Source organism: Candidatus Saccharimonadales bacterium (genome assembly GCA_035457485.1).
Classification (GTDB): Bacteria; Patescibacteriota; Saccharimonadia; order Saccharimonadales; family EFPC-124; genus DATIBO01.
Genome location: DATIBO010000006.1, coordinates 451,151 through 466,432, shown reverse-complemented (window position 1 = coordinate 466,432; position 15,282 = coordinate 451,151). Strand labels below are relative to the sequence as shown.

The following is a 15,282-nucleotide window of genomic DNA, read 5'->3' as shown; positions in this document are numbered from 1 at the left end:
ACGTCCGCCAGTTCTTTACTTGCTAATTGACTTAAGGTGACACCACTTGCCGGTGGCTTCGTTGAGGTATTGCAACGCGAAGTTGAATTCCTCAAAACCGTCCGGTGAGTCTTCCTCGAAGTTCAGTCCGTATTCGAACCGAAGATCGTCGTAGCTGAGCGCCTTAGCCTCAGCCATGGTTAGGGAGTCGACTTCCTGCCGTTCACATACCGAGCTGTCGCTTACGACGTTTTGCATCGACCCAGGACCATCTTCCCACTCGAGGTGGCTTACGTAGATGGTCGTTACGAGCCGAACCTTGACTCTAGACATTGACGTCCCTTCCTATCCTTGGTGGACAGAAAAGTCGCCACCCCTTTGCACAAGGCAAACGCGTTTACCCTTGCGCCTACGGGAATCTTCGCACGACCTGGAGAACCAGCTGCTTAAACGAAGCAGACCTTAACGGTAGTCGCGCTACATCAGTAAAGAACGAATATATAATACAATATAAATATCAAATTTGCAAACAAAAAAGTACCCCATTTCTGGAGTACTCTCACACACCCCCACCAACCGGGGCAGAACATGATCCAACTTTATGAGTACTCAAGCGCGAGTCCGGAGCCGACTTCTCGAACGTCTGCGACTTTTGACAGCGCCACCTTCGACTGGAGGTCGGTGCAGTGGCAAGGATGAAGCGTCGTGGCTGGATTCTCCGCAAAATACTGAACTGTGCCTTGCAAAACTTTTTCTGAAGGATTTTGTAAGTGGAATCCGCAAACATTAAGGAGGATGTAATGGAAAATGAAATCCGGGTCGAAATACAAAAAGAGGCTCCAGACAGCCTCAATTTGACAAATACAATAATTATTTCATGGCTGGCGAGGAAGGACTCGAACCTTCGATCTTCGGTGCCAGAAACCGACGCCTTACCAACTTGGCCACTCGCCACTAACAACCTACAAATTATACTGCAATTTTAACAGATTGGAAAGGCCACTTTCGAAGCCTTTGATAGGGTAAAATCTAAAGCTTTTTGGCAATAACCTGCTGGCCGTTCAGTTCTAAAAAGCTGGCTGCCGCCAAAAATAGCATTCCCAGACCAAATAAGTAGTCGGCAAAACCAAAAAAGTTTATCCAGCCAAAGGCAACATAAATCAAAAATAACAGAGGTGTAAGCAAGCATAAGTAAGCGCTTATACACCTTGCGAGCGGACTTAAATTAAGCCTTAAAATAAATGGCAATGTAAAAATCTGCGCAAGCACTAAACTAAAGATCCAAAAAGGCTGACCTGACACTTCGAACGCAATTCCTGCAAAATCAAATCCACCAAAACCTACTAAAGAGAAGAGCGAAAACCCTATTAACAATAACGCATAAACATAAGTTACAAAAATGTATCTACTATTATTCAGCTTCGGCGCTGGTGTCGATTTGACCATTATTCGCTCCTAATACTACCGCTTTAATTCGTTCTACCGGCAGCCAACCATAATGCCGACTATCAGTGCTCTCATCTGGATTATCACCCAATAAGTAGACTAGCCCGTTTTTAAGATCATGTACACGCTTTAAAACCTCAACACTGTGATGCTTAACAACTACGACGTCTCCCACTCTGGGTTTTCGGATTTTAGAAGCTAAAATCAATTTACCGTGTGGTAAATTTGGATGCATGCTAGCGCCGTTGACTCTTCTTAATAAAAACATATTATTTCTTTGAGTCCTCAAATATATGTGCGATTTCGTGCACGATGTCAATCAGTTTTTTAGCTTCGTCTGCACTTAACGTTTGCTTCACCTTACTACACTGCTTGGCCGCTTGCCACATTGTTTCATGTAATTTTGGAAATTTTTGCAAGTGCTCAGGCTTAAAATAATCACTCCACAAAATGTAGATCTGTTCTTTGCAAAGTTCAGCGTGCTTCTCTTTGTTTATAACCATACGCACAAAGTTATTGTGGTCATCTGACTTTTCACCTTGGTTATCAGGCAAATCGTTGATCTTTTCAATCATTCTTAAGCAAGTATCCGCCGAGTGACGCATCGTGTCGGTTTCGTAAATGCCACAAGGTATATCACAGTGAGCATAAACCGGTTTAACAAAAGATAACTTCATCGCTCTATCCCCTTATAACTCTAGTCTATCATTATAAATACAAAAGCATGTTGTAATTTAAACTGCTTGCGCTTTTTGGTCTTAAATTTTAATATATTAGTAAGCGATACGACAAAATAAAAATTTTCCAAAATAAATGCCCGTCGTGGCTCGCTTATTACACCACAACAACTCCAGTTACCTTGGTAAACGTTGCGAGATTCATTTTTTAAATGTTTTGCGTTTACCCGGGTTAACGGTTATAAGCCCAGAGGGGCTTTTTTTATTTTATTGCTCAATCGGCAAGCATCTGCAGAAGCGCGATAACTAGCAATATTAAAGTGCTCAGCCCACAGAGCTAAACGATCTGCCTAGAGTTAGTTTGGCGCCATTTTTCTATTTCGGCGTGATTTCCGTTTAGCAAAACTTCTGGCACGATCATTCCCCTAAATTCTGCAGGCCGAGTGTATTGCGGAAACTCGAGAGTCTGACCGTCGCTAAAACTCTCTATCTCGGCAGATTTTTCTCCACCTAAAACACCTGGGATTAATCGTGTAACGCTATCGGCAATTATCATCGCTGGAATTTCACCACCCGTTAAAACGTAGTCGCCAATAGAGATTTGATGATCGACCACACTCGTGATACGTTCATCATAACCTTCGTAGCGACCACAAATAATAATTAGGCCTTCATCATTATCGGCAAACTTTTGCGCCGTAGCCTGAATCCAACGTTCGCCGCGCGGAGTCATTAACAAAACTTTTGCAGTTGGATCATTTCTTTTAGCAGCTTCAACCGCCGCAAATAATGGCTCAGGTTTAAGCAACATGCCGTCACCACCGCCATAAGGAGTGTCGTCAACCTGCTTGCGTGGACCTAATCCAAATTCACGTAAATTGATGGTTTTAAATTCTACAATTTTACGATCTTGCGCCTTGAACATCATAGAATTGCCAAAAACACCCCCGAACATATCGGGGAATAAAGTTATAACCTGGATTAAGCGTGTGTTCACATCTGTTATTTTAACATGCTTACGTCGCTTTGGCGAGGACGGACTTTATAAAAGTATTTTTAGCTTTTGTGTAGCTATCGCGATTTTTGGAGTATTTTATCGCCAAGTCTTGTTTCAAATTGGCATATTCGTTACGCACATCACCATGACTCGTTAAATAATCACGAAAAGCTAACGGCGCAACCCATTGATCGGGATTGTTAATGATCACGATATTTAAGTGGTGAGTCCGATTATCTCGCTCACCCTTAGGAAAAAACTTTCTATCACCCATCATTCGTTCAGGAATATATTCGTAGCCAAGTTTTTGCAAAAGCTCAACAAAATATGGCAACTCGTCGAAGTTTTTTACACCTGCTACCATATCTATGACGGGCTTCGCGCACAACCCCTCAACCGATGTGCTGCCAATATGTTCTATTTGAATAATTTTATCGCCAAATACCTGCAGTAAGCGCAGTTTCTCTCTTTCGAATTCTTCCATCCAACGAGCATCATAGGGCTCAACCTTTACAGTACCTCTCCGCAATCCAATAGTGCTCATAGACAAAATCTATCACAAATAAAAATACTCCGATAGTCGGAGTATTTTTACCACATAAAGCTCTCATTTATCATGCTCGCATGAGCTTTTTGGTTTTTGTTTTTGTTGCCCTTTTTGGACCTGCTATTACTATATATCGAGATCGTCTAAATCTGCAAGCTCTTTTCTAGTTCTTGAGCTGACCGATTCACGTTCTTCCACAGAATCATCTGTTGAGTTTTGCACAGACTTGTTGTCATCATTAGAAGATGTTGTAGTATTGTCATCTGAATCAGAACCTGTTGGGCCAGCAGCTGGTCGTGGCATGCCTTCTGGACGATCAACGTCAACAATTTTTAGGTTATAACGTGCGTCATTTTTAGTGCCCAAAGCTCGCAAAAGCGTACGAACGCTTTGTGCAGTTGCACCTCGTTTACCAATTACGCGACCCAAGTCCTCTGGGTCCACGCTAAGCTCTAAAAGAACGCCTTTTTCATCGATTCGTCGCTCGATTTTTACGTTTTCCGGCTTACTTACTAGCGACTTAATAATATATTCTACAAACTGTTGGTCGATACTGGTCACCGTAAAATCTCCCTTATTAGTCGGTGCTTTAATTGTAACTCACAAAATTTACGCTGGCAAACTGCTTTTGCTAGTTTTTTATGAAGCATGAGTACCTTTTTTACTGAGGGGTAGAAATAAAAACCCTCGCTTTGTCGCGAGGGGTTTTTTATTCTTCGGTTTTTTCTACTGCTTCTTCGGTCTTAGCTTCTGGAGCGGCTTCTTCTTTTGGCTGGTTTTTACGAAGTTTTTCTGGGTTGCGTAGTTTTGCTGCGCGGTCATTTTTAACAGGAGTAACCCATTTTGGCAAATCAACTTTTTCGCCTGTTAGAACTTTAACAACACGAGGAGTTGGCTGAGCGCCATTTTTTAGATAAAATTCGACTTTTTCTTTGTCAATTTTTACTTCTTTGGTGTGTGGGTTGTAAGAACCTACATAAGCAACCACGCGACCGCTGCTTGGGTGGCGTTGAGCTTCTTGAACAGCAAGGCGGTAAACTGGTAAAGCCTTACGACCAAGACGTTGCATTCGAATAGCTAGCATTATTTATAAAATCCTTTTAGGTTTATCGTTTAAAACTAGTGTTATTTTACAGGGTTGCGCCTCTGTTGTCAATGATTGAACCATGATCGAGTTGACTAACAATGATCTGACTTACCTTAAAACCACTCTGTACGTGAACTGCGACGAGCAATTCGTATGTTTTGTCTGGCACATCAATACAGTTTTTGCGCTGACTATCTAGGTAAATTCTATAGAAATTCATACTTAGAGCGTATCACGCCTAGCACAGTACTCAATAAGCGGCCCTGGACTACTTTTCGTAACTCTTCAGCGCGTTCTTCGCCGCCTCTTGTTGAGCCATCTGCTTAGAAGGTCCGCTGCCCTTACCTCGCAATTTGTTGCCAATATATGCACCTAAAGTAAACATTTTATCGTGATCTGGACCGTCTTCGGCCAAAACTTTATAAACAGGAGTCTCGCCGTCTACACTTTGAGCGACTTCCTGCAAGCGTGACTTAGGATCGCGCCACGAGCCAGTCTGTAAAATATCTTCCAAAGTCGCCAAAATGTGCTTATGAACAAAAGCGCTCGCAGCCTTGTAGCCTTTATCAAGGTAGATTGCACCGATTACAGCCTCGAAAGCATTTGCCATAATCTGCTGTTTTGCGCGATCAGACCCGTGCTTTTCACCGCGACTCAATCGCATTAAATCATAAAGCCCCAGCCGACTTCCGGCTGCACTGATAGATTCCGTGCGCACCAAAGCTGCGCGCCAGTTAGTTAAAATACCTTCTGGTTCATCGTAATTTAAATATAAAAACTCTGTTACAACTAATTCTAGAACTGCATCGCCTAAAAATTCTAGGCGCTCGTTGTGGGCAGTTGCGCTAGATTTGTGCTCATTCATGTAAGAGCGGTGTGTCAAAGCCGTTATCAAATGCTGTGGTTCGTCAAATTTAAAGCCTAAAATATCTTCGGCGAATTTTTGATATTTGCTAATATCCTGCATGTCGGATTCGTTTCATTGCTAATAAAAGTAACTTAGTTATGTCTTCATATTCAATCATATCAAGAGCGTCGTGAACTTTAAACCACCCAATTCCGTTCATCCAATCTTCTTTGGTAAGCGCGTTCGTATCACCTAAGCCACGAATTAAGTAAATCTGCGTAGTCATTAAAATTAAGCTTTGTTGACGGCGATAGCGAAAGTTGATTTTTCCAAGCCAATTCATGACTTCCATTTTTTGCAAGCCGGTTTCTTCACGAACTTCGCGCTCGGCGGTCTCTTTGGCGGTCTCACCTTCTTCGATGTGACCTTTAGGAATAGTCCAACGATCTTTGGCATCTTGAGTCAGCAAAACTTCGATCTCATTAGTCTTTTCGTTGCGTCTAAAAACAACACCGCCGGCAGTCTGTTCTCGCACTACTTCTTGTATTGCTGGTTTTCGGCGTTGAAAATACTTTTTGAACCTTTCGAACCTAGGAACTGGTACTTGCATCGGCTTTTTTACCTTCTACAAGTGTGCGGTAGGCCGTACCCAACACACCGTTAACAAACTTCGACGAGTTTTCCGAGCCAAATGCTTTAGCGAGCTCAACCGCTTCGTTAATTGCAACTTTTGGCGGTACCAAATCCTGCATTTGTGTTAGCTCAAATACGGCCATACGAAGAATCGTGCGATCAATGCGCGATATCTGTTCAATTGGCCATTCAGGTGCAATTGGCTGGATTAAGGCATCTAACTTTGAAACAGCGCCTTGAACGCCTTTTGTAAGCTTTTCGACAAAACTTTTGTCTTCTATAGCTTCGCTGTAACGATCAAGATTCCTCGATAAAACTTCATCGAGTGCTACTGTTTCATCGCCACTATCAACTCTAAACTCATATTCGTATAGAGTTTGTAGTGCAATTATGCGACCTAGGTGACGATTAGATGCCATAATGTCAAAATTTTAATTTACTATTTTAGTTTACTTAACTTCAGCGGCAAGTTTTTTACCGCTTTCACGACGAGTTGTATACGCTTTAACTGGTGATTTTGCGTTAACTGTGCGTGCTAATTTTACTACTAAATGACTGCGACGCAAACCGGTCTTACGTGGTGACGTCTGCTTTTTTGGCTTACCCATAAAAGAGAAAACCTCCTTTGATTACTGATATAACTTGGGCCAATTATACTCTAAAAATGACCGATCGGCAAGCACCAGCACAATGTCTGAGGCCACCCCGCCAACCACGGCGAAATCAAACAACAATATTCAACAGTTTACCCGGCACGTAAATCACGCGCTTTGGCTGTGTGCCTGCCAGATATTTGGCTACCGATTCGTCAATTTTAGCTTGCTCTTCAATCTGTTTTTGGTTAGCGTCGGCAGGCATTTGCAGCTTCGCACGAAGCTTACCATTAACCTGAACTACGATCGTAATTGAGTCTACTTTTATAGCATTTTCATCCCAAATGGGCCAATTATCAATGTGTATGGTGTTTTTCGCACCCAGCTGATACCAAAGTTCTTCCGAAATATGCGGCGCGAACGGCGCAAGTAGCCGCAATAAACTTTGTAAAGTTTGCTTAAACTGATTAGTATTTATTGCATTCTCGGCCTTAAACTTGTATAGAAAATTCACCATTTCCATCATTGCAGCTATCGCGGTATTGAATTTTGTAACCTCGATATCGGCTGTAACTTTTTTAACGGTTTTATTCGTAACCTTGTCTAACTCACTATTTTTATCGTCAGTTAAATCGCCAGCGGCCAAAAATTCTTGCGTGACATCCCAAACTCGACGCAAAAAGCGGTAAGACCCCGGCACGCCTTTGTCGTCCCACGGCGCTTCCATATCGAATGGCGCCAAGAACATTTCGTAGACCCGCAGAGCATCAGCGCCGTAGCCGCTTTCGACCACCTCGAGCGGATCAACCACGTTACCTTTAGATTTACTCATTTTTGTGCCATCACTCGCTAAAACATATGCATTGTAAACAAGTTTTTTAACTGGCTCAGGGTCTGCAACTAGGCCAATTTTATGGAAAAAGTGCATCCAAAAACGAGCATAGAGCAAATGCGAAACCGCGTGATCAGCCCCGTTATAAAAGTCAATTGGCATCCAATGGTTTATAATTTTTGGATCCCATGCCTGCTCGTTGTTATGCGGATCAAGATAGCGCAAAAAATACCAGCTACTACAGGCATAGCCATCCATGGTGTCGGTTTCGCGAGTCGCTGGACCACCACATTTTGGGCAAGTCGTAGTTACCCAATCAGTAACTTTGGCTAGCGGGGACTTGCCAGCTTCAGCCTTGTAATCAGTAATTACCGGTAACTTAACCGGTAACTGATCTTCTGGGATCGCCACTGCACCATCTTTTTCGCAGTGCACAATTGGAATTGGCGCACCCCAATAGCGCTGACGACTAATAAGCCAGTCGCGGATTTTGTAATTAGTACTCCAGTTAGCCTTGTTCTGGGAAATCAAGTGTTCGACAACTTTCTCACGAGCCTCAAAAGTCGCAAGATTGTTAAACTCACCAGAGTTGATAAGAATACCTTCGTTAAGTAGTTTACCGTCGAAAATTCCAGTATTGTTTATTTTGCCAGCCTTGTAGTCACGAACGAAACTTATCGCACGACGCAACATTTCTAGCCAATGCTTTCCACCGTCGAGCTTGTCAATTTCTGCATAAAGCTCATCGCCGCTCATCCATTGGTTTGTAAAGTTTTCGTGGATTTCTTGCTTTGCTTCTCCATTTTTTTCATCCTCGACAATTGCAATAAAGGGCTGGGTTGACGCAAATCTATTTGCTTTTTTTGCAACATGACGATAATGTGCAAAACCTTGACTACCAAGCTTATATAGTTCTGCCACTTTGTAAATTCCAGCCTCTTCGCCTAATTCGCGCAGTGCGCATGCTTCGTGAGTTTCACCTTCGTTTATCCCCCCAGCAACTAAATATGTGCCCCCGGTTGCCTTAAGGCCTAAGAACCTATTAGTACTTTTGCTGTAAACAAAAACTGTAGAACCATCTACAAATTGTTCGTCTTCACGCTTTTCGCCGAATTCTGGAGCCACCACTTCAACGATAGGCAGATCATACTTTTTAGCAAATTCAAAGTCGCGCTCGTCGTGAGCTGGCACGGCCATAATCGCACCCGTACCATAACCGCTTAGTGCGTAGTCGGCAGTCCAAACCGGGATTTTTTCACCGTTTATTGGATTAATAGCATAGCTGCCCGTAAAAACCCCAGTTTTTTCGCGATCCGTTTCTTGACGCTCTACATCGGTTTTTGCTTGGGCTTGCTTAATATATTCTTCTACCGAGCGCTTGTTGTCAGACGTCGCAAGCTTCAACGTAAGCTCATGCTCTGGTGCCAAGACAATAAAAGTTGCGCCATAAAGAGTATCCGGGCGAGTTGTAAAAACTTTTATTTGCTCGTCACTGTCATCGAGTTTAAAGTAGATCTCGGCACCTACGCTTTTGCCGATCCAGTTTTTTTGCATAGTTTTAATCGATTCTGGCCACTCAAGATCATCTGTACTATCTAAAAGTTCATCAACGTAGTCGGTAATTTTAAAGAACCATTGCTTGAGCGCTTTTTTAGTAACTAAAGGGTCGCTAGGTCCGTCGTGACGCCAACACTTACCACCTATAACTTGTTCGTTTGCTAAAACAGTTTTATCAATGTCACACCACCACTGCAAGCTTTCTTTTTGATAAGCTAAGCCGTGCTCGAATAATTTTGTAAAAATCCACTGAGTCCAACGGTAGTATTCCGGATCAGAAGTGTTAATCTCTTTAGTCCAGTCGTAGCTCATGCCGATTCGACTAAGCTGTTCTTTAAAGCGCACAATCGCTTTATCGGTAGTTTCTTTTGGCGAAGTTCCAGTTTTAATCGCGTAATTTTCTGCAGGCAAACCAAAAGCATCCCAGCCAATTGGGTTATAAGCGTTAAAGCCCTGTTGACGTTTGGCTCGAACAGTTACGTCGGCTAAGGTGTAGGTGCGAACGTGCCCAGTGTGCAGGCCAGACCCGCTCGGATAAGGTAGCATCGCAAAGCCAAAATATTTTTGGCGTGAGTCATCTTTTAGATTCACCTTGTAAGTGCCTTGATCAGCCCAGTTTTTTTGCCATTTTGGTTCGATTTCGTTTGGATTGTAGCGTTTCATATAATAAAATTTTAGGTTAGTAATTTTTGAGTCAAATAATATATTTCCCCTAAGGGAGCAAGTTGAGACTGGCTAAAAGGCATGACTTTCGCATATTAGCCACATTATAACAGATTACCTACTGTTTTATAACCGTTTCGCTAGACTAAATCTAGGAGCACTTTGATCATTTTTCACCAAACTGCTGCTGTTTAATCGCCATCCAGTCCGGGTCTTGGCGTACAAGCTGTTCTTCTTCGGTAGTTGAATGAAGCAGCATTTTTACGGCTTCTTCGGCAAACACACCATTTTGCGAGCCTTTTGCTAAAATCACCGCTTTTGGCTGCATTATTTTATGGACAAAATTTCCGGCATCGTATGGACTCGTAAAGTTTTCGACCCTGCAACCTTTTTTTTGCAAAATTGGGGTCATGTAAGTTTTAGCTTCTTGGCCAATTGTCACAACCCAATCCAGAGAGGCCGGATCGCACGCACTCGCAACTTCTTCGTGCGCTTGTTTAGAATAGTCGCCGAGCTCGTTCATTGAACCTAAAATTGCAATGCGTTGCGGCGTTTGGAATTGATACAAAGTTTGCAGCGCAGCAACAGCCGCCAGTGGACTGGAATTATATGTGTCATCGATAATTGTGGTGTTCTCGAGACCTTTTAGCAGGTTCATTCGCCCCATAACAGGTTTGACCTTTTTCATCCCGTCTACAACTTGCTCGGCGCTTAAGCCCAGTTTTATCCCAACCGTTCCGGCCGCAACAACGGTTCGAACATTATGCTCACCAACAACGCCTAAAACAACCTTTAGCTCCTTGAATTCCGGCGAGATAAACTTACCAGTAAAGCCTTTGCCCGGAACAAATTCATCGGTTTCAAATCGATACTCGGCCACGCCACTAGTGCCGTATGTATCCAAATTTGTACCATCCGGGATTAACTTTGCAAAAGAACCATCGATGTCATCGCGATTTATAAGTGTTAATTTTGAATACTCAGTCACCGCCAGCTCTTCTTTAGCTACGGCATCTAGGGTGCCGAAGCCAGCCATATGTTCCGGCGAAACTGCGGTAACCACTGAAACATCCGGATTTAGATAGCGTTTAAAATAAGCTATTTCACCAGGATGGTCGGTCCCGAGTTCTAAAACTAAAACATCGAACGAATAATCACTACTTAAAATCTTCTGCATTTGAGATAAGATTTTAATCCAAGCAAAAGGACTTTTTGCATTTGCAGGCGCCTTTAAATTAAACATACTCAGCGGCACCGAAGCAGGCACGTTGTAACTACCATAGTGCGCCAAAACTTTGTAGCGCTCGCTTAAAACAGTGGCAATATTAAGTTTAGTACTGGTTTTACCAACACTACCGACAACCGCCACAACCTTAGGTTTAAACTTTTTTAAAAGGCGCTTGGCTTGAAGTTCCAATAAGTTAGTTACAAGCTGTTTCATCATTTAATAGTATAGCGCTAGTAGGCTTTTGCGGCGAGTTTTTGATAAATAAATTCTGGTGGAGCATAAGGGATTCGAACCCTTGACCTCTTCCATGCCATGGAAGCGCGCTAGCCAACTGCGCCAATGCCCCAGATACAAATTGAATTCTAACAGATTGCCACACAAAAATAAACTGCCTGCATACACAGACAGTTTCGCTTCGATGCGCGCCCACCCGAGGCTCTTTTTGCTACATTTTTATTTTGCCTATCGCGCCAAGAACCTCTTAGCGCACCAGCTTGTATTTATTTAATCATTATTACGCTTATGGTGCAAGCAAAATGGAGCAAAAGCGAAAAACGCGCCACGCGAAAGCTAAATTAAGCTTTTGCCTGGCTTTTGGGTAAAACCCAAAACACTAAAGCCAGTGCAAGTAAAACGGCAAATCCACACATTATCGACGGTATGCCAGCAACTGTACTAGGATCAATTAAGTTAACTGTGGCCGTGGGTAAAATAAAAGCGGCGTAACCCGCAGCCAATCCGTATAACGCATGTTTGGTTTTAACCTTTTTAGTCTGCTCGATAAGTTTATTGCACAGCCATATTGTGGCAAAAAGCCATCCGTAATAATAAAGTACGTAAAGCCAAACTGCACTTTTTGCCATTTCAAAGATTACGTAATTACCTAAGCAAGCAGCAGTCTCAAGCGATCCGCCCACAAACAAAAAGAAGACGACAAAAGCACCAGCCGTAAGATAAGCTGGCAAAAGAAGCGCGCGCTTTTTGGCGCCAGCAATTTCGTAAGCTAAGTGAATCCCCAGAGGTGGCAGCATAGTAATCGCAACGTGTCCAACGCGTGACCAAGCCAGCGAACCAAAACCCCAAGCTTCGCAAATCATAAATTCTGCCACCTGGAAAATGGCTAAAAACAGAAGTATTAAAACTACAAGCCTGCTGATTGGATTAAGTTTATATTTCCAGATAACCGCTAAAGCCAGGATAATCTCGATAAAAAAAGTTGCAATCATTACTGGAGGCGAAAAGCAAAACATACCACCCATACTAAATTTGCGCTTTTCCATAAGCACTATTGTAGCATTTTTAGCAGCATTTTTTCGTCGATAATTCGCGTTCCCAGCTTTTCGGCTTTAGCGACTTTAGAGGCACCGGGATTTTCACCTAAAACCAAATAGTCTGTGTTTTTTCCAACAGACGACTGAAAAGTTCCGCCAAGCTGTCGAATCTTGTCGCCTGCTTGTTCGCGCTCCATGGTTTCCAGAGTTCCAGAAACCACGAAACCCAATCCCTGAAGTTTACCACCGTTCACGCGTTTTACTTCCATCGGTTCTACGCCAGCGTTTGCAAACTTCGCCAACAACTGCTGGTTCTGGGCGCTTGCAAACCACGTCATAATACTCTCGGCCACAACCTCACCAACACCTTCAACTTGTCTCAGCTCATCAATCGTTGCGCTGCTTAAGCTATCTAGGTTACCAAATTTATTGCTTAAATCTACCGCAGTCTGCGCGCCAACGTGCCTTATTCCTAGAGCATAAATAAAATGGCTCAGGCTCGGATGCTTTTTTACGGCAATCGCGTCAATTAATTTGCTAGCCGAAATCTCTGCAAACCTATCAAGCTTCAGCAACTGATCCTTGGTCAATGTATATAAATCTGCCGGGTCGCGAATCAAATTTGCATCCAGGAGAGCCAAAACGTTCTTTTCGCCCATACCCTCAATATCTAAAGCTGATTTACTGGTGTAATGTTGGATCTGGTTGTGAACTCGAGCTGGACAGGCGTAATTTAGGCAGCGCCACACAGCTTCGGCATCTTCTTTTTTTAGGTCACTACCACATTCCGGACATTTTTTTGGCATTTCAAAAGGTTGTTCCTTACCGGTACGGAGCGTTTTTAAAACCTCTACTACCTCAGGGATGATATCGCCAGCCTTGTGAATAATTACAGTATCTCCAACCCTTACATCCTTGCGTTTAACTTCGCCCTCGTTATGCAAAGTTGCCATTTGCACTGTTGATCCAGCGACGACTACAGGTTCTAAAACTGCCACCGGCGTTGCCGCGCCAGTTCGACCAATGCTCACAAAAATGTCCTTAACCTTTGTGGTTGCCTGCTCGGCTGGATATTTATAAGCGACTGCTCCGCGAGGAGCTTTACCCACTACCCCAAGTTTTTCAAAAACCGCGCGGTCGTTTACTTTTACCACCAAGCCGTCTGTATTAAACGGCAGTCTTAGGCGTTTTTCTTCCCATTTTTTAGCAAACTTCATTACGTCCGTCACGCTGCCTACAAGCTCGGCCTGATCGTTAACCAAAAAACCAAGTTTAGCTAATATTTCGTAGCAAAACTCATTGGTAGGAACCTCACTAGAATCATCGCGTCTTAGATCCCAAGCTCTAAATTTAAGTGGGCGCCCGACAACTAACTTTGGATCGAGTTGACGCACGGTACCCGCGGCCAAGTTTCGTGGATTGGCAAAAAGTGGCAATCCAGCTTTTGCACGCTGTTCGTTAAGAGCCTCAAAGTCAGATTTATACATGACGATTTCGCCCCGAACTTCTGTGTAACCTTGCTCAAAAGTAGTTGTTTGAGCGGATTTATTAAGTTTTAACGGAACGGATTCAAGCGTTCTTAAGTTTGCGGTTACATCCTCGCCGACTCGTCCATTGCCCCTGGTTAGCGCCCTAACTAAAATGCCGTTTTGGTAAACCAGCGAGCACGCTAAACCGTCCATTTTAATATCAGCAAAGTATTCTAATTTTTGACCAGGAACTAATTTTTGGATTCTAGCCTCCCAGGCCGATACCTCCCCTTGATCAAAAACGTCATTCAAACTGAGCATCGGATACTTGTGCTCTGCACTAACAAATTGTGGCAGCGGCTCGCCGGCCACGCGCTGAGTTGGTGAATCAGGCGTTACAAGATCCGGAAATTCACCTTCTAGTTCAGCAAGCTCGTGCTTTAAACCATCTGCGGCTGCCTCGCTCATAATTGAGCGGTTGTTTACGTGATACTCGTATCGATACTCGTTTATGAGATCCCGAAGTTTATGAATTCGATCAGATGCTTGTGTTTTGTTCATATAAGGGAGCGATAAAGTCTATAAATGTAAACTGTTGCAAAAACTAAGCTAAATGCATTAAGCAGTTGTAAGGTTATTGGAACAATTGGCAGCCAGTCGATTTGCAGATTGTAGGCAAGCAAAAGCGCTGCCGGCAAAATCACTGCCCATATAACAATTAGCACCACGATCAAAACAAAGAGGCGTAAAAATATGTTCCATCGGCGACCGTGCACAAGTTCGCGAGCAGCTTTTAGTGCTCCTAGCGGTGAGGTCTGTGGAGCGGCAACTATCATAGAAGCGATGCTTGAGCTGACTAAATAGTATAGTGTTACGGCAAAAAGTAAGATCCCCAGACCATATGTTATCGCGCTTTCAAGAGCATTCTGCGCCCAAATTCCAGCTTGCGATAACAATATTACATACAATCCTACGGCAGCAGGTAAAAATTGGATCCCAATTACTAAAAATACTATGATCGTCTGAATTAGTGGACCTGTTGAGCTATAAAACGAATCACGAATCCTAATTGCAATACCTGCCATGCGCGCACGGGCAGTCCAGATGATAATTAAGAAAAAAACCAAAAAGGCGGCGAAACCGATAAATGTATAAAGTTCGCCGCTACCGTTTTGACCTTCACCCGAAACTGTCGCCAATAGTAGCATTGTTGACACACTCACACCATCTACCTGATTGCTCAGTAAAGAAGTTGCAGCTTGCTTAAATTGCAAAAAGCTTGCTTGTGTAACCCCGCCCGCAAACAAATAGAAGATCAAAGCATAAGATAATGCAATAACTCCAAAGAGCTTTTTTTCTTGCCACAAAAATCCGAAAGTCTGTTTAATATGCTGGCTGATTTTTGGTAGCGGTTTGGAATTGGCTTTTGTAATTTGCTTAGTTTTTTTGACCATAT

General features: G+C 43.2%; 18 protein-coding genes and 2 tRNA genes. All 20 read right to left on the bottom strand.

Features of this window, described 5'->3' with window-relative positions; all coding sequences use genetic code 11:
- Positions 1-15: 15 nt before the first annotated feature.
- A complete protein-coding gene (locus tag VLA77_02715) occupies positions 16-312 on the bottom strand; it encodes a hypothetical protein (protein HSE29470.1) in 297 nt (98 codons plus the stop codon).
- 545 nt (positions 313-857) lie between these two features.
- Positions 858-933: transfer RNA gene (locus VLA77_02710), tRNA-Gln, on the bottom strand.
- Positions 934-1,008: 75 nt separating this feature from the next.
- Positions 1,009-1,425: a hypothetical protein gene (locus VLA77_02705; GenBank protein HSE29469.1), complete on the bottom strand. Its 417-nt coding sequence runs from the start codon at positions 1,423-1,425 to the stop codon at positions 1,009-1,011.
- On the bottom strand, positions 1,391-1,693 hold the full coding sequence (locus tag VLA77_02700) for a S26 family signal peptidase (GenBank protein HSE29468.1): 303 nt from the start codon (positions 1,691-1,693) through the stop codon (positions 1,391-1,393). The genes VLA77_02705 and VLA77_02700 overlap by 35 nt, the downstream gene beginning before the upstream one ends.
- 1 nt (position 1,694) lies before the next feature.
- Positions 1,695-2,102 (bottom strand): superoxide dismutase, Ni, encoded by a 408-nt coding sequence (sodN, locus tag VLA77_02695; protein HSE29467.1) that lies wholly within the window; start codon positions 2,100-2,102, stop codon positions 1,695-1,697.
- A 337-nt stretch (positions 2,103-2,439) separates the two neighbouring features.
- Entirely contained in the window at positions 2,440-3,099 is a 660-nt protein-coding gene (trmD, locus tag VLA77_02690) for a tRNA (guanosine(37)-N1)-methyltransferase TrmD (GenBank protein ID HSE29466.1), read from the bottom strand.
- Between the two features lie 19 nt (positions 3,100-3,118).
- A complete protein-coding gene (locus VLA77_02685) occupies positions 3,119-3,643 on the bottom strand; it encodes a GrpB family protein (protein ID HSE29465.1) in 525 nt (174 codons plus the stop codon).
- A gap of 129 nt (positions 3,644-3,772) precedes the next feature.
- Positions 3,773-4,207, bottom strand: coding sequence for a KH domain-containing protein (locus VLA77_02680; GenBank protein HSE29464.1), 435 nt, complete (start codon positions 4,205-4,207; stop codon positions 3,773-3,775).
- Between the two features lie 148 nt (positions 4,208-4,355).
- Positions 4,356-4,730, bottom strand: coding sequence for a 30S ribosomal protein S16 (gene rpsP / locus VLA77_02675; GenBank protein HSE29463.1), 375 nt, complete (start codon positions 4,728-4,730; stop codon positions 4,356-4,358).
- 46 nt (positions 4,731-4,776) lie between these two features.
- Positions 4,777-4,953 (bottom strand): hypothetical protein, encoded by a 177-nt coding sequence (locus tag VLA77_02670; GenBank protein ID HSE29462.1) that lies wholly within the window; start codon positions 4,951-4,953, stop codon positions 4,777-4,779.
- A gap of 48 nt (positions 4,954-5,001) precedes the next feature.
- A complete protein-coding gene (gene rnc / locus VLA77_02665) occupies positions 5,002-5,700 on the bottom strand; it encodes a ribonuclease III (protein ID HSE29461.1) in 699 nt (232 codons plus the stop codon).
- The gene (locus VLA77_02660; protein HSE29460.1) at positions 5,687-6,190 is read right to left on the bottom strand and encodes an NUDIX domain-containing protein; all 504 of its coding nucleotides are present in this window, start codon (positions 6,188-6,190) and stop codon (positions 5,687-5,689) included. The genes rnc and VLA77_02660 overlap by 14 nt, the downstream gene beginning before the upstream one ends.
- Positions 6,171-6,632, bottom strand: a complete 462-nt coding sequence (gene nusB / locus VLA77_02655; protein ID HSE29459.1) for a transcription antitermination factor NusB — start codon at positions 6,630-6,632, stop codon at positions 6,171-6,173. Before nusB ends, VLA77_02660 begins: the two co-directional genes overlap by 20 nt.
- 30 nt (positions 6,633-6,662) lie before the next feature.
- Positions 6,663-6,821, bottom strand: a complete 159-nt coding sequence (locus VLA77_02650; GenBank protein ID HSE29458.1) for a hypothetical protein — start codon at positions 6,819-6,821, stop codon at positions 6,663-6,665.
- 115 nt (positions 6,822-6,936) lie between these two features.
- The gene (locus tag VLA77_02645; protein ID HSE29457.1) at positions 6,937-9,858 is read right to left on the bottom strand and encodes a class I tRNA ligase family protein; all 2,922 of its coding nucleotides are present in this window, start codon (positions 9,856-9,858) and stop codon (positions 6,937-6,939) included.
- Positions 9,859-10,024: 166 nt separating this feature from the next.
- Entirely contained in the window at positions 10,025-11,299 is a 1,275-nt protein-coding gene (gene murF / locus VLA77_02640) for a UDP-N-acetylmuramoyl-tripeptide--D-alanyl-D-alanine ligase (protein ID HSE29456.1), read from the bottom strand.
- A 56-nt stretch (positions 11,300-11,355) separates the two neighbouring features.
- Positions 11,356-11,432: transfer RNA gene (locus VLA77_02635), tRNA-Ala, on the bottom strand.
- Between the two features lie 229 nt (positions 11,433-11,661).
- Positions 11,662-12,366, bottom strand: a complete 705-nt coding sequence (locus VLA77_02630) for a hypothetical protein (GenBank protein HSE29455.1) — start codon at positions 12,364-12,366, stop codon at positions 11,662-11,664.
- Between the two features lie 5 nt (positions 12,367-12,371).
- Positions 12,372-14,387, bottom strand: coding sequence for an NAD-dependent DNA ligase LigA (gene ligA / locus VLA77_02625; protein HSE29454.1), 2,016 nt, complete (start codon positions 14,385-14,387; stop codon positions 12,372-12,374).
- Entirely contained in the window at positions 14,384-15,280 is an 897-nt protein-coding gene (locus VLA77_02620; protein HSE29453.1) for a hypothetical protein, read from the bottom strand. The genes ligA and VLA77_02620 overlap by 4 nt, the downstream gene beginning before the upstream one ends.
- Positions 15,281-15,282: the final 2 nt, after the last annotated feature.

Bases quoted from the DNA above. Each gene is read 5' to 3' on its own strand.
- VLA77_02715 (HSE29470.1), bottom strand. From the start codon at position 312: ATGTCTAGAGTCAAGGTTCGGCTCGTAACGACCATCTACGTAAGCCAC.
- VLA77_02705 (HSE29469.1), bottom strand. From the start codon at position 1,425: ATGGTCAAATCGACACCAGCGCCGAAGCTGAATAATAGTAGATACATT.
- VLA77_02700 (HSE29468.1), bottom strand. From the start codon at position 1,693: ATGTTTTTATTAAGAAGAGTCAACGGCGCTAGCATGCATCCAAATTTA.
- sodN (HSE29467.1), bottom strand. From the start codon at position 2,102: ATGAAGTTATCTTTTGTTAAACCGGTTTATGCTCACTGTGATATACCT.
- VLA77_02685 (HSE29465.1), bottom strand. From the start codon at position 3,643: ATGAGCACTATTGGATTGCGGAGAGGTACTGTAAAGGTTGAGCCCTAT.
- rpsP (HSE29463.1), bottom strand. From the start codon at position 4,730: ATGCTAGCTATTCGAATGCAACGTCTTGGTCGTAAGGCTTTACCAGTT.
- VLA77_02670 (HSE29462.1), bottom strand. From the start codon at position 4,953: ATGAATTTCTATAGAATTTACCTAGATAGTCAGCGCAAAAACTGTATT.
- rnc (HSE29461.1), bottom strand. From the start codon at position 5,700: ATGCAGGATATTAGCAAATATCAAAAATTCGCCGAAGATATTTTAGGC.
- VLA77_02660 (HSE29460.1), bottom strand. From the start codon at position 6,190: ATGCAAGTACCAGTTCCTAGGTTCGAAAGGTTCAAAAAGTATTTTCAA.
- nusB (HSE29459.1), bottom strand. From the start codon at position 6,632: ATGGCATCTAATCGTCACCTAGGTCGCATAATTGCACTACAAACTCTA.
- VLA77_02650 (HSE29458.1), bottom strand. From the start codon at position 6,821: ATGGGTAAGCCAAAAAAGCAGACGTCACCACGTAAGACCGGTTTGCGT.
- VLA77_02645 (HSE29457.1), bottom strand. From the start codon at position 9,858: ATGAAACGCTACAATCCAAACGAAATCGAACCAAAATGGCAAAAAAAC.
- murF (HSE29456.1), bottom strand. From the start codon at position 11,299: ATGAAACAGCTTGTAACTAACTTATTGGAACTTCAAGCCAAGCGCCTT.
- VLA77_02630 (HSE29455.1), bottom strand. From the start codon at position 12,366: ATGGAAAAGCGCAAATTTAGTATGGGTGGTATGTTTTGCTTTTCGCCT.
- ligA (HSE29454.1), bottom strand. From the start codon at position 14,387: ATGAACAAAACACAAGCATCTGATCGAATTCATAAACTTCGGGATCTC.
- VLA77_02620 (HSE29453.1), bottom strand. From the start codon at position 15,280: ATGGTCAAAAAAACTAAGCAAATTACAAAAGCCAATTCCAAACCGCTA.